Here is a 15693-nt window from a genome sequence, read left to right on the forward strand (position 1 = left end):
TTTTAAAATTTAAAATTCCAGGTTACAGAAGGAATAATTCCGAACAAAGCGATTTTATATGCTTCAGCGATATTAGGATTATTTTCATTTTCTCTAAAATCCACGATATAAGCATTCCTTCTATTATAAGCGTTATATAACCCAAATGTCCAGCTCGACTTAAAGCGTTTATTTACCTGTAGAGGTTCGTAAGTCGCCGATAGATCTAAGCGATGATAATTAGGGAATCGATGTGTATTTCGATCTGTGTAGTAAAAAAGTGTCGTATTGTTAATATCATACTTCCCAGCAGGATAGGTAACTGCATTACCCGTATTAAAGATAAAATTGGCACCTAAAGTCCAAATATCCGATAATTTATACATTGCAACCACAGATAAGTCGTGGGTTCGGTCCTGCCGTGCATTGAACCAGTTTCCCTTATTGATTTCATCAAATTTTCGTTCACTCTTTGATAACGTATAACTGATCCAGCCATTGAGTTTTCCAGAATTTTTACGAAGGAAAAATTCAAGGCCATAAGCCCTGCCTTTGCCGTACAATAGCTCACCTTCCAGAAGATTATTAGCCTGCAGATCTGCTCCTGTACGAAAATCGATCTGATTGCTCATAGCTTTATAATAGGATTCTATTGAAAATTCATATAAATTATCTTTGAAATTCCTGAAATAACCCAACGCAACCTGATCTGCCAATTGAGGCTTGATATTTAGGCTACTGAGCACATACTGATCAGTTGGAAGTGCAGCAGTTGAGTTGGTAAGCTGATGGAGATTTTGCGCCAGCCTGTTGTAGGAAACCTTAATGCTGTTATTTGAATTTAAAAGATAGCTTGCTGACAGTCGAGGCTCAAGATTGACATAGTGTTTGACAATTTCACCGCTCCTATACTCCTCCTGTCCAACAACTTCAGCAGCCTGATCAAAGCGATAATATGTACCTGGCCCCATAACCATAAAGTCTACAATGCGCACTCCATAAAGCATTGATAAACGATCAGTAGGCTTCCATTCATGGGACAGATACCCGCTGATATCCAAGCCATTTCGTTTTTCAATAGTGATCGAATTAACATTTGCATCTTCCCCGGCATTGAGACTGGCCGGGCGTATGGTTTGCCGTAACGCATTCAATCCAAATCGAAATGTTGACTTATTGGATGAATAATACGAAAAATCTTGCTTCAGATTCCAATTGCCTATTTTGGAAGCAATATCAAAATCCCCACTATTGCCGGTCACCCCCACATTATAGTTAAATTCACTGTAGATCAAAGAGCTGTTGCTAAACAGCTTTTCATTCACAATATGGTTCCAGCGAACAGTTGCAGTTGCATTTCCCCAATTAAATCCAAACCGATCTGCAAATCCCAGATCGTCTTTTCCAAAATAACCCGAGAAAAAAATTTTATTTCGGTCGTTTATTTTATAATTCAACTTGGCGTTAAGATCATAAAAATATAATTTACTCTGTTTAACATCCTGTTCTTTAGAAAGTTTAAGAAACATATCTGCATATGTCCGTCTACCACTGATCATATAAGAGCCACGGTCATGACCTAATGGAGCAGAAACTTTGAGTCGGGAGGCAATCAGACCTACCCCACCTTCCGCCGCGAACTCTTTTTGGTTACCATCGACCATCGTGATATCCAAAACTGAAGATATTCTGCCACCATATTGACTCGGAATCCCCCCCTTGTACAATTGCACATCCTTAACAGCATCAGCATTAAAGGTGGAAAAAAAACCTAACAGATGGGAAGCGTTGTAAACAATTGCCTCATCCAGCAAGATCAGATTCTGATCGCCACCGCCGCCCCGAACAAAAAAATTAGCACTTCCTTCACCTCCGCTCTGAACACCTGGAAGCAATTGGATGGTTTTGAGCAGATCTCGTTCTCCAAATAGTACGGGAACATTCTTTATTTCTTCCATACTGAACTTAAATGCACCCATTTGAGGGTTGCTCACATTTTGATTTCGCTTTGTACCGGACACAACCACCTCTTCAAGGGCATTTTCATTGGGCATCAGCTCAATATCATATTTCATCGGAGCGTTTAATGGGATTTTTATGGTTTGTGTTTGATAACCGACATAACTAAAAATAACGCTCCGTTCACCCTTTAGTAAGGAAAGAGAATAAAAACCATAACTATTTGTCGCGGTCGCCTGCTGTGTTTCTGAATCGGCCACTACAGCGCCAATCAGTGTTTCTCCAGTTTTTGCATCTTTAACGGTGCCGGAAAGTACTGTTTGCTGTGCAAAACTTGCCATCGCGCAAGTAGTAAATAAAGTGGTTAAATAGTATTTCTTCCTAATCATATATTAATTTGTAATAATCGACAAACAAATATAGTTTATTTAAATACTATTTTAGTATTAAATACTACAATTTATAGAAAAAAGAATGATGCCACACATTATGATTTCATCGCGCACTGAAATGATCAACGCAACACCAATAGCATTTATGGCATATAAAAGCCATAAAAGTCGAAAAAGAGAAATGGAAAGAAATTTATTAGAGTACGATTGCTCCCAGATATTATTGACAAAATTACGGGCCCTCTGAGCAGAGTAGGTTAATCAGAATCTCGATGAAGATATTGGTCCAGTTCGGACACATCCTTTTTATCCATCAGCGCATGATGATGGTGATCGAGCTTGGAAAGAAGTATAATAAGTAAATCACGCTCTTCAGGAGACAGATTTCCGATCAAAATATTACCAACCGTTTTCATCTTTGGCAATACTTTAAACAGCTCAGCTCTTCCTGCATTAGAAATTGAAATTGGTTTAGCGCGTTTGTCGTCGACTTTAGCGGCACTTTCGATAAGTCCTAACCGCATTAGGCGTTTGATGACTTCATTACCTGATGCTTTCTCCATGGCATTTTTCCGTATAAGATCTGTCTGTAGCAGTTTATCATAAGAAAACAGAACCATCAGGTATGTAAAGTCTTCCGGAGTCTGGAGCAAGCTCCCCTCAAAGGCTATCTTGATATAATGTTTGGCATACCGGTTCATCATCAGGAGCAGTTTTCCCAAATCTTCTGCCGGCACATCACGCCCTTCAACTACAGCATGATCACCTCCCACTTTACGTGATTGGGTTAGCGCAATAGAGTTTTTCAGATACATGTAATTCAAAAAATCAGCGAGCGTTCCGTTAGCTGACTCATTCGAGCAGTAATCTTCAAGCTCTTCAGCTATTTCTATCAATAGATCTTTTCTTATCATCGCATCTTTATCCTCTTTACAAATGAAGCATTTTTACTGGTAAAAAAAAAGTAAAACCAACAATACCATCCCATTTTTTGATTTTAACATGCGAAAACTTTATAAAAAATGTTCTTTTCTCGTAAATATCGCCTTCTCCTTAAACAAAGTCATGAATTTATCATTACATAACGCAACAATTTAATTTTCACGTACGACACTACGGTTTTTCTCATCTTCAGCACCGTTTACTTTCTTAGCATTTCTAATCGAACCTCCAAAACTATAAGTCAGATTCAGTTTCACCATACGCGTTTCAATATGATTACGCCATTTCTGCTGTATTGGACCACTATTTTGTTGGAACTTATTCTTATATGAATTAAAAACATCCATCACATTAAGTTGCACAGAAGCACGTTTCTTTAGAAACTGTTGCCTTACTCCTACTGTTAAATAAGCAAAAGCTTCATTGCTGATATTTCGTTCCACACTTTTACCTCGATAATTAAAAAGGAATAAAAAAGAGAAGTTTTTATGAATCAAAAAACTATTGTAAGAAGTGGCGGAGATGCTATAGCGGCCATCAGTCTGAAGCAAAATACCATCAAACTCTCCTTTAAACGACCGCTTCGACAAGATCGCATTAGAACTGGTGTACCACCACGGTAATACCTGCTTGCCATACAACGCCTGAAGCGTAAAGTAACCTGCATGATCCGCATTTCCTGGTAATGTTGTGACTATACCATCTTCCACTGGCACAGTTATATTGGTAAAATCATCTACACTATAACTGTAAGTAACACCTGCGTAAAACGCATTTTTGTACCCGTACCACAAGTCAGCATTATAAGCAAGTACAGGTCGTAATGCAGGATTTCCTTGTTGCAGGTTATTACTGTTAATAATCCGAATCAGTGGATTTAAACTTTCATAACTAGGGCGCTCAATCCTTTTATTGATTCCAAGACTGAGATTATGATTTTTAGTAAGCTTATAGTCAAGATGAATCGACGGAAAAGGATTAAAGTAATTTTTATTAAAGCTGTTCTTTCCAGATTGCTTTTCTCCTTGTCCATACGTGTACTCACCCCTGATCCCCAATTGGTATGAAAATTTTTCACCAGTAGCACCATATGTCAAGTAGAGGGCCGAAATGTTTTCCTGATAATCAAATAGATCGTTCTGATAGTTTGCCCCTTCCCGGAAATCATTACTATTGTCGGAAAACACAAAACTCGTTTTCATTCCTATCTCGAGTTGACGCCCTTTACCCAAAGGCTGTACATAATCCGTTTTAAAAGCATATACATGAAGGATACGATCTTGAGCGATCACGCTCGGCTGATCAACGAAAGGATCGAAAGAAACTGTTCTATTATTTTGATCATTATAGTTTGCATAGCGATAATAATCCAGATCCATTGTCAGATCCCTTCCCGCAGTATCAATCTGATGCTGCAGACGCAGTCCGGTCGAAAAGTTAGCTGCATAAACAGCAACGTCGTTGCTAAACACAGAAAGTGATTTACTTTTAGCAATAACATCGACTTCTTCAATATGCGCTACTCCATCCCGCCACGATGTTTGAAAACCAGGCTTAACAGAGGCAGACAAAGTAGTGCGTTTGGATAAATAAAAATCCATTCCCAAGTTGGGTGTGTAGTTGGCAATAGCCCTCGTACTCTTCATTTTCGATATCGACTCCCCAACAACTGTCCCCGCATCATCTAAAAAATTGGTTGCAATGTCCGTGTTGTAAAAATACTTATTGTAATTATAATCCAGATTCAGCAGCAGATTATAACCTTTTCCTTTATAATTGAGATTGACACCACCATTCGCTTTTCCATAAGTCCCTTTCCCAGCTCCTGCATAAACATTACCATCTAGACCGCCTTTGTAACTACGTTTTCGGATGATGTTGATGATGGCACCATTTCCGGCCGCATCATATTTAGCAGAAGGTTGACTAATCAATTCAACTTTTTCAATTGCTGCCGAAGAAATACCCTTCAGCAAACCAGACAATGCATCTGCCGAAAGTGCGCTCACTTTACCATCAATATAAATCTGAACCGATTTGCCGTTTAGACTAATTAGGTCTGATGCATCAACAGTAACCCCCGGCAACTGATTCATAACCTCCATTAATGGAGCTCCGGAACCAAGACCATTCAGATTGACGATCACATTATCTGCCCTCCTTTCGATAAAAGGAAGCTTTGCATCAACCGTCACAACACCTAACTGTGTCGGTTCAATTTGGAGTGCAATACTCCCAAGGTTTATACTCGATACCGCAGTAACTTCAAAAGTTACAGTATAAGCTGACCTATAACCCATGCTCTTCACTTCAATCAAATATTTACCAGATGCGATTGCAAAACCAAAATTTCCCAAACTATCTGCCAATACCGTCTTTACCGTGTTTGAATCAAGACTATTTTTTAAACTAACCTGAGCATAAGGTATAAATATATTCTTTTCATTAACAACAGCTCCAAACACATTATCCTTTCTTGCCTGTGCATGAGCAGACATCAAACTGCATAATAGTAAGCCTAAATAGCTATAAAATCGAGTGGATTTAAAAATCAGAATGCCGATCATGTTTGGTGTAAATTGGTATACCCAAACATACAACTAACAAACTAGTTATACAACTAATTTATTAGTCATCACAACTAATAATGCAATAAATGAAAATAACCTACTGATTATCAGGGTTAAAATTTATATTCATATGATAAAGAGATCGAACACGAAGACCATTTTGTACTGCTGGTTCCCAGTTCGGACTTAAAGAAATAATACGCAGGGCCTCCCTGTCCACTATAGGACTTAATCCATTTTCAACTTTTTCATGGGTCACTTCACCATTAGCTTCGACAATGAAACTCACTCCTACTTTTCCCCTTTCATTTGAGACCTTTTTTGAATTCTGAATCAAAAAATTACTAAAAGCGTCAACCCCGCCAGGAAAAATAGCAGGCTGCACCCTACTGTCCGAATCCATCGAACTAAAATTTGAAATCTTCCACGAACATAGTACCACAACAAGCGCGGCCATAGGTACAAGCCCAATGTATTTCCATAAGCGTTTAACGCTGGACTTCTTGCACTGAAGCATCCTGATCCGGGCTTCCAGTAAGGAAGGATTATAAAAAGTATTCGTCAGCACCGGTCCAACTTTAAAAGATTTCAGAAAAAGAGTCATTGCATATTGCTTAGTGCTGCCGGCATATTTGACAGCATGTTCATCCGCGAGATATTCATGAACAAACTTAAGACTCTTACGATAACAATATATGAGCGGGTTGAACCAAAAAAATACGGCAATCAATTCGACAAAAATGATATCCAGTGTATGTAATTGTTTAACATGAACCTCTTCATGCGCATTTATTGCGTCAAAATCCGATAGATCTGGATCAATAACTTTAGTTCTCCAGAATGAAAATGCTCTACCGATCTCCTGCGAATGCAATTGATTTTTTATAACAGCAAGTTTTATGACCAACCATATAGCACTGCCACTAACGCCGGTCCAATATAAGACAGAAAACAGGTGAATTTGTGTCTCCGCGACAGAAACCAGCTTTTCTTTAGCAATAAAAAATAAAGAAATATCCATTAACTCCATTTGTGGTAAGCCAAAAAGCGCCGAAAGGTTCAGCAATGGGAGCATGATCGCCAAACAAAGTGTTGCTAATAAATAAATTCGATTCCATAAAAAGAAAGTCTCACGTTTGAGCACCAATTGATAAAACATATAAAAAATGGTCATCGCGATACTCGACCAAATGAAGTAGAGCTGGTTTTCCACAGGACTTAGTCTTTAATTTTATCAATCATCTTAAGCAATTGTTCAGCGTCTTTTAAGTCAATTTTCTTTTCATTAACAAAAAAGGAGAACATATCCTGAATAGAATTGGAGAAGTAATTATCCAAAAATTTATCGGCCTCGAAACGCATATACTCCTCTTTTGAAATCAGCGGATAATAACGGTGAGTTTTACCAAAAGCTTCGTAAGCCACTGCACCTTTTGTCTCCAAAATACGGATCATCGTAGACACGGTGCTATAAGCAGGTTTTGGCTCTGGCAATTCCTGTATGATTTCTTTAACAAATGCTTTCTCTAATTTCCACAGCACCTGCATCAGTTGGTGTTCTACTTTGGTAAATTCTACTATTTCCATTGCTGATTCTTTTATACTCAAATATCAGCTAAATAATTAGTTATCACAACTAAAAGACAAGTAATTATCCAGCAGACCGAAATCTCATGACACTATGAGATTTCGATCCGCTTATTTTAATACTGTTTCTGTTTTGTCCAGAAAATTATGAACAGCATCTTTAATATCAATGCCCGATCTTTCTGCCAATACGATTAACCACCATATATTTTCCCCTAGTTTATGTTCCAGCTCAGCTTCCGATCCCACTTTTGGCCAGCGTAGTTGTTGCGACATAATGTCCCGTCCGACCAACCCAGCATCAGTTAAATAAGCTAAAGCATCTTCTTCCACAGTCCATTCGCTGCCATGATGGGTCATCTCCAACTCGTGGTATTTTTTCCTGATAGCTATTGAGCGACGAATTATTTCGTCAAAATTATCTTTTTCCATGCTTATATATGTTTATACTACTGCGTAAAATCGGACATTACATACCGTATTTGGCCATTCTTAAATTTGAAATCAAATATTTCAACGATTCTACATTCGTGGAAACCTTCTGTATCTTGCTCTTCAAGATACGCATTATTATATTGTCCAAACCTTAGACCTATTTCTTTTGTGAAATGTCTCTTTCTAAAATAGGATTATTCGAGTGCTTATGCGAAATAAATAGTTTTCCTGTAATTTTATCAATTTAAAGATATTCAGATACTCGTTCCAAATCGACATCGTCAATATAGTTTAAAAACTGAAAATAATCTTCCATTATCTCTTTTCCAATTCTTTGTTTTTCTTGATTAATCACTCTCAATAAACATAAGCTCAAATATAGTTCAGCGACATATCGGGTGACATTTTCTGATAAACACAATATAACAAAGAACTGAGAAGCCTTTTCAAGGTAATTATATTAAAAACAAAATAAAAAATATCTTATCCATAAATATTTATTAAATTAGATCTTAAATATCAAGATATAAGCTGGATAAACATCCTATTTGAAATAAGGTGAGAATAAATGAAAATTAGGTAGATTATAAGTGGCGATCAGGGGCGTTTTTCAAAAAGAAACGCCCCTTTTTTAGATCTTGCGAGAAAGATATGGGGAGATATCAGCATGGATTACAGATCAATTACATAAATTTTAAACTTTAATTATGATAAAAAACACATTCAAATTAGGGCTGATAGCGTTCATCGCCATTCTTTCAGCCTGTCAAAAAACGATAGCTCCTATCGAAACAATCCCGCTTGATAGTTTAGCGATCAGCTACGATACCATCCAGGTTTTCAATGAACTGCCCTCGGGAGTCAAAGAATCTAAAAGACTTGGGCAATCATTTCCCGCATCAGATTTTACCGCAACCGGACTTTACGTAGCACCAAGTGGTACATTATCCATTTATGTAGACCAGCTGGAGGACGGAACAGGTATTCCCACCTTATTAATAGGCACCTATTCACGCTATAAAGACAAATGGAATCCGACAGTCGTTCCGCTGACACAGGGCCTCAATACCATTCAGGCAGATCAGTACGGTGGTTTGTTGTATATACGGTATAATGCCAATGACAACAGCATACCCAGCGGTAAAGCACGGGTTGAATTTAGAGCAGGACATAAACCTGTGCCTCATTATGTTTTGGGAAAAACTACCAATGCACAATGGCAGGTCATGCTGAATACCTGGACTGAAGCTCCTGATGTGTTATTAGAAAGCGAAGAAACGATGTTAGTCGCTTCCCGCACAAAAGCTCTGGAGCATAAACAGGAAAATCAGGAACAGCTCATGCAGACCTACGATCAGATCGTTAAGGCAGAATATGCGATCAGTGGTATAGACGGTTCAGCGACACAGCATGATGAAAATGTCCATAAAATACTAATGACCGAGACTGATAATTCCGACTATTTCATGGTTGCTACCTGGTACCGGACTGCATACCATTCCTCCACAATGAGTACTATTTTAACTGTAAACGGCGCAAGAAATGATGGTTGGGGACCATGGCATGAACTGGGACATATGCATCAGCAGTCCGCGTGGACATGGGGAGAATTAGGTGAAACCACCGTTAACATTTATTCCCTTGCTGCAGAACGAAAAATGGGCGCTCAAAACTCAAGGCTTACTCGCGATAACGTGTGGCCTGAGGTCATGGACTATCTCATCATTCCCTATGCTGAAAAAGATTTTAACGCGTCAAGCACTAGCGTATTTACGCGCTTAGCCATGTTCCAACAACTATGGTTAGCATTTGGCGACACCTTCTATCAAACGTTGCACAAAGCAACCAGAATAGAGCAACCTAATGTTTCGACAAGAGAGCAAAAGATGCGCTATTTTATGTTAAAAGCTTGTACAATTTCAGGCAAAAATCTAAGCGGTTTTTTCCGAAAATGGGGATTTAAAGTCGATGAATCAGTATATACCGAAATACAGAATCTCAATTTACCTACGCCTACTGAGGATCTCACGACTAAGACCGATGATCCTAATTGGGAAAATAAGTGGCTCGTGATCGATTATACCAATCAGGAAACCGGTGCAGAAAATGGAAGAGCGGCAAACATAATTGATGGCAATCCCAATACATTCTGGCACTCCCGCTGGTCCAGCAATCCCGAAACATATCCCTATTTTATTACAGTAGATATGAAAACCAGCAAAACAGTCTCCGGCTTTACGCTGACCCAAAGAAACGGTTCCCGTAAAGTAAGAGAAATTGAAATTCAAGTAAGTCAGAATAACGCAGACTGGAACAGTCTAGGAACATTTACGCTACTAGAAAATGCAGTACCGCAAAACATTAACCTACCAACAACGCAATCTTTCCGTTATTTTAAACTTGTTTTCAAATCCGCATTTGACTTCACCCAAAATGCCGCCATGGCAGAAGTATCGGTTTACTAAAAGCTGAAATTATATTTTAATGTGACGGGCAACCATACATTAATTCAATAGCCCTCAGAATAGAGTAACCTTCTGAGGGCTTTCGAATTAAGATGATTACCGAAAGACGAGCACAAAACTGTATGTTTGTTTTTTGTAATTTTGAAAAATGGAAAAGACACAATCAATCGAAGATTTTTATAAAACCAAACTCAATTGGGTGCCTGACAATATCCGAAAAGAGATTGGCCATTTCAATGTATTCAGGCTTGATGATTTTGTTGGTAGCCATGCTAAACCAGTTCCATATAGCAGAAAAGACTATTATAAAATCAGCTTGATAATTGGCAAAAACAAAATTTATTATGCCGATAAGGAAATCGAGATAAAAAAACAGGCACTACTATTTGCCAATCCCCAGATCCCCTATAATTGGGAATCTCTCGATGACGAGCAGTCCGGTTTTTTCTGTGTATTTACACCTTCATTTTTTCATCATTTTGGTAACTTAAGAAATTATGAAGTCTTCCAGCCCAATGGAACCCCTATTTTTGAACTGAGCGACGAACAAACCGAAAAGATAAAACATATTTACCTGAGTATGTTCGAAGAGATCGATTCCGATTATATACACAAGTACGATGCATTGCGGAATCTGGTATTTGAAATTTTGCATCAGACCTTAAAAATGCAACCCGCAAAAAAGATTGAAAAACAGGAAATCAATGCCTCACACCGTATTGCTATTTTATTTTTAGAATTACTGGAAAGACAATTTCCCATTGAAGATGCAAGACAAAGAGTTCACTTCCGTTCCGCATCAGATTTTGCAGGTCAATTGGCTGTACATGTCAATCATTTGAGCAGAGCAGTAAAAGAAACCACACATAAAACGCCAACTCAAATCATTGCCGAACGATTGCTCCAAGAGGCTAAAGTTCTTTTAATCCAAACCGATTGGAACGTTTCTGAAATTGCATTTGCATTAGGCTTTACCGAGGTGACCCATTTCAATAATTTTTTCAAAAAACACTTAGCTATTAATCCGACCCAATTTCGAAATGTTAGAATTTCGTAAGGTATTGTTAGCTTTTCGTTATCCCTTCCCTCATCGTCGCCCTACATTTGTGTTATCATAAAAATCAAAACGATGGAAACACAAAAAGTATGGTTGGTAACAGGAGCCTCGAAAGGTTTAGGCTTATCATTAGTAAAAAAATTATTACAAGAAGGATTTCGGGTTATTGCAACCTCACGGAATACACAGCCATTAATCAAAGAAATCGGCGCTATATCGGATCTATTCCTTCCGATAGAAGTAAACTTATCCGATAACGAGGATGTAAAAAAAGCAATTGCAACAAGTATCGCACATTTTGGGCAACTGGATGTTGTTGTCAACAATGCGGGCTTTGGACAGATAGGCACCATAGAAGAACTAACGGACGAGGAATCAAGAAGCAATTTTGACATCAATGTCTTTGGCACCTTGAATATCATTCGAAACGTAATGCCCCACTTACGTCAAAATAAATCGGGACATATTTTCAATATCGCTTCAATAGGTGGTTATTCAGGTGGATTTGCAGGTTGGGGTATTTACTGTGCCACTAAATTTGCTGTTGCAGGTTTAACAGAAGGTTTAGCTGAAGAAGTAAAAGGTTTCGGAATAAAAGCAACGGTTGTATATCCCGGATATTTTCGCACCGATTTCCTTGCTAAAGGATCGGTCAAAACACCGAAGCATACCATAGCAGATTACGAAGCAGCCCGCCAGTCTGAACAAGCACACTTGAATGACATTGATGGCAACCAGCCCAATGATCCCGAAAAAGCGGCCGATGTATTGATCGCGATAAGCAAGAAAGAAAACCCACCGGTGCATTTGTTCTTAGGTAGTGATGCCTATGACGTTGTCTACAAAAAAATGGATATCATCACACATGATGTTGAACAATGGAAAAGTTATACCCTCTCAACTGCATTGTAGTGATGTTCTAAGGTACGAAATGAATGCAGCATGGCAGGATATTTTACAGAAGAAGATAGGGTACTTATATAATATCTGCATCGTCAAAAGTAATAGCATAAAAGGGATTGATGGGTAGAATTACCATCAGTCCCTTTTTGATAATCTTACATAACTCTAGCATTAATATCGCCATCGATACCTCTTTGATAATTACGTTTGTGTAAAATATTGACGATCGCAACATTTCCTTCCAAATCATCTTTAGCAGAACCCTTGACAAATCAATTCTTCTATTTCTGTTCTGCCGAATTTTGCCGATTATGCTAACTATAAAATCAGCATTTCAGTACGTACTCCCAAAACCTAGCGTCTTTACGATCAATAAAATCTTATGCTACCCTCGGTAAAAGCTAAAAGTGGCAACTATTGCTACTTCCTATAAATAGGTAGCCTGAGCGTCTATCAATACTTTGAACTTATTTCTTTTCAATCGTCAGAGAAATGTAAAGCCGACAAATAAATGACAAATCATTTTATTTAGAAGCTGTCTAAATAAAATGATTTACCTATCTTTGCTGGCACATCACCTATAATCTGCACCAACATGCATAATATTAACTTATTCTGATATACGAGTACAATGAGAAAACCTATACTTTTCTTTGCGCTTTTATCTTTGCAAACCACGCTTATTGATGATTCTATGGCCCAACAGTCAGCATCAATAGAAACAAAGCTATCGCCGCAACAACAAAATCTGACAGGAACTGTGAGACGAAACAGCAATAAAGATCCTCTAGTCGGAGCCACAGTTCAAATTTTAGAACTGGGTTTATACAGTAAAACCGATGAATCGGGTAAATTCTCTTTCTCTAAAATCCCAAAAGGTACTTATACCATAGTCGTACAATATCTCGGTATGCTGGAAGAACAACAAAAAATTAGCTTTCCAACCACTGAGCTTCAGTTTCTTTTGACAGAAAACAGCATTACCCTAAAAGATGTCGTTGTTGTTGGAAAAGAACAACGTAGAGATGGTGCCACTTCAACAGTGATTTCCCGTAAGGCTATCGAGCATATGCAAGCAACACATTTGGGCGAGATCCTACAGCTGTTACCGGGAGCGATAGTCTCCAATCCAAGCTTCACAAACCCCAATAAAACGAGTATTCGTCAATATTCAGGAGATGCCGCATCTCCCGGCGACAATATGAGTTCAATGGGTACATCGGTCATTGTCAATGGTGCGCCGCAGTCTAACAACGCCAACCTCCAGTCCATGAACACAGTCACCTCCGGTGTACTTGCAGGTTTTTCTACATCCAGTGGTATGGGTACAGACATGCGTCAACTTTCAGCAGACAACATTGAATCGGTAGAAGTCATACGCGGTATTCCGTCCGTTGAATACGGCGATCTTACCTCTGGAGCTATACTTGTCAGTACCAAAGCCGGTGTAGAACCCTTACAGGTAAAAGCCAGACTCAATCCCAAACTCACGCAGTTCTGGGCTGGCCAAGGTTTTAGCCTCGGAAAAAATAGAGGAAATTTATTTGTCGATCTGGATTTCACAAAGGCTTACGACAACCAGATAACTGCTTATTCTGCTTACGAACGCATGACCGGGTCCATGCAGTATACCAATACCTTTGGAAAAGAACGTCCGCTATATTCCAATACGACATTCTCCTTCGGCATGAACCTCGATGATAACAAAGTAGATCCTGATTATCAAGCAGAACAGATCATCAATAAGGCACAGAATTACGCCTACCAGTTTTCAACCAATGGTAAATGGAAATTAAACAAGCAGTTTGCCCGTAATCTTAATTATACCCTATCGGGTAACTACAGTTTACAAAAAGGATATCAGCAACGTTTAAACACCCTCAGTGTGTCTGCTAATAGTACGGCAACCGAAAATGTAACGCAGCAGGTCCCCTATCTACCGGCGACATTCCTCAATCAGTTATGGATCGAGGGCAAGCCTCTCAACATCTTTGCCAAGCTCTCTGATGATTTTTACCTGAAAACAGGTGAAGGTACACACCGTTTCCTTCTCGGAGCAGACTATCGCCTAGATGCTAACTTTGGCTCTGGTCGTACAGTTGACCCAAACAATCCTTACCGAACAGCCGATCCATTAGGATTTAGACCACGTTCTTACAAAGATATCCCCTCCTTAAATCAATTCGGAGTATACCTTGAAGATCGCTATTCCATGCAGATTTTTAATCGTGACCTACATGTACAGGCAGGAGTACGTTGGGACCAGATACAGCCTTTCGGAAGTTTCTCGCAATCCGTACTGGCTCCAAGAATAAATGCTTCGTATGAATTCATCAAAGACTTTACCATTCGCGGTGGATATGGTATGACTGCAAAATCGCCAACCCTCCTCTATCTTTATCCAGATCGCGCTTATTATGACGCCTTCAGCTTAAATCACTATAAGGAAAATCCTGCAGAGGCAATGGCCATCATCAGCACACGGGTTTTTGATACCGCAAATCCAGATTTGAAGATTGCAAAAGCCACAAAAAAAGAATTGGGACTGGATTATACGCGTGGTAAAAAACGATTTTCAATAACAGGATACTATGAAGAAACCAAGAACGGTTATGAGATGAACACCAACCTCAATAGTGTTAAATTTTTCTCCATTCCAACCTATACTGTCATCGAGTCACCCGTAGGTCAGCCTCCTGTACTTAGCACCGATGTTGGCGAAAGCGTCATTGTTTCAACATTCAACGCTCCGAGTAATGACCGTAATATCCTCAATAAAGGAATCGAGTTTGATTTTGATTTTGGTCGATTCGACAATATCCGTACATCATTTGTTCTAAATGGAGCATACCTATCCACGAAACTAACAACCGCTAATCCGTACATCCTATTGCAAAATGCGCCTAATATGCCCCTAAAAAGAATTGGTGTATTTGAAGCAAGAGGTGTGCAGCAAGAGCGATTTGTAACCACTTTAAGGGCGATACATAACATCCCAGAATTTAGATTTATCATTACCGCCACCGCGCAGACCATCTGGAAAGATAAACATCAATATCTCAATTATTCCAGCATACCTGTTGGTTACATTCCTGTAGGTGCTGCCGGCAGTTCACCTCAGATCACTTATTTTACAGAAACCGAACGCCAATCCATCACAGAAGCAGATCGCGATATTTACCTCAGTTTAAATGATGGTTATTTCAAAGCCGAAAGCTGGAAACCGCTATGGCTCTTCAATCTCAAGATGACAAAAGAATTTGCCAATAACATGGGCTTTTCATTCTACGCCAACAATGTATTCAACCATCGTCCATTACAAGCGAGCACGCGATATCCACAAGAATATTCGAAACGTAATATCAGCATGTTCTACGGAACAGAAATAACGATTAAATTCTAAA

General features: G+C 38.9%; 10 protein-coding genes. 4 read left to right on the forward strand and 6 right to left on the reverse strand.

Annotated features, from left to right (window positions below):
- Nucleotides 1-2 precede the first annotated feature (2 nt).
- The 6 genes from ACFS6I_RS11585 to ACFS6I_RS11610 form a co-directional block, all read right to left on the reverse strand.
- Nucleotides 3-2279 (reverse strand): TonB-dependent receptor, encoded by a 2277-nt coding sequence (locus tag ACFS6I_RS11585; RefSeq protein WP_380920660.1) that lies wholly within the window; start codon nt 2277-2279, stop codon nt 3-5.
- 308 nt (nt 2280-2587) lie between these two features.
- Nucleotides 2588-3244: a MarR family winged helix-turn-helix transcriptional regulator gene (locus ACFS6I_RS11590; protein WP_380920662.1), complete on the reverse strand. Its 657-nt coding sequence runs from the start codon at nt 3242-3244 to the stop codon at nt 2588-2590.
- Nucleotides 3245-3424: 180 nt separating this feature from the next.
- On the reverse strand, nt 3425-5770 hold the full coding sequence (locus tag ACFS6I_RS11595) for an outer membrane beta-barrel protein (protein WP_380920664.1): 2346 nt from the start codon (nt 5768-5770) through the stop codon (nt 3425-3427).
- Between the two features lie 169 nt (nt 5771-5939).
- Nucleotides 5940-7055 (reverse strand): energy transducer TonB, encoded by a 1116-nt coding sequence (locus ACFS6I_RS11600; RefSeq protein ID WP_380920666.1) that lies wholly within the window; start codon nt 7053-7055, stop codon nt 5940-5942.
- 5 nt (nt 7056-7060) lie between these two features.
- Nucleotides 7061-7429, reverse strand: coding sequence for a BlaI/MecI/CopY family transcriptional regulator (locus tag ACFS6I_RS11605; RefSeq protein ID WP_021192059.1), 369 nt, complete (start codon nt 7427-7429; stop codon nt 7061-7063).
- 111 nt (nt 7430-7540) lie between these two features.
- Entirely contained in the window at nt 7541-7861 is a 321-nt protein-coding gene (locus tag ACFS6I_RS11610; RefSeq protein WP_380920668.1) for a MazG-like protein, read from the reverse strand.
- A gap of 710 nt (nt 7862-8571) precedes the next feature.
- Here ACFS6I_RS11610 and ACFS6I_RS11615 point away from each other — a divergent pair.
- From ACFS6I_RS11615 to ACFS6I_RS11630, 4 genes are all read left to right on the forward strand, one after another.
- Nucleotides 8572-10329 (forward strand): M60 family metallopeptidase, encoded by a 1758-nt coding sequence (locus ACFS6I_RS11615; RefSeq protein WP_380920670.1) that lies wholly within the window; start codon nt 8572-8574, stop codon nt 10327-10329.
- Nucleotides 10330-10477: 148 nt separating this feature from the next.
- On the forward strand, nt 10478-11386 hold the full coding sequence (locus ACFS6I_RS11620) for a helix-turn-helix domain-containing protein (protein WP_380920672.1): 909 nt from the start codon (nt 10478-10480) through the stop codon (nt 11384-11386).
- 72 nt (nt 11387-11458) lie between these two features.
- Complete coding sequence (locus ACFS6I_RS11625) at nt 11459-12298, forward strand: SDR family NAD(P)-dependent oxidoreductase (RefSeq protein WP_380920674.1); 840 nt, start codon at nt 11459-11461, stop codon at nt 12296-12298.
- Between the two features lie 622 nt (nt 12299-12920).
- Nucleotides 12921-15692, forward strand: a complete 2772-nt coding sequence (locus ACFS6I_RS11630; protein WP_380920676.1) for a TonB-dependent receptor — start codon at nt 12921-12923, stop codon at nt 15690-15692.
- Nucleotide 15693: the final 1 nt, after the last annotated feature.

The organism is Sphingobacterium anhuiense (genome assembly GCF_042686355.1).
Classification (GTDB): Bacteria; Bacteroidota; Bacteroidia; order Sphingobacteriales; family Sphingobacteriaceae; genus Sphingobacterium; species Sphingobacterium anhuiense.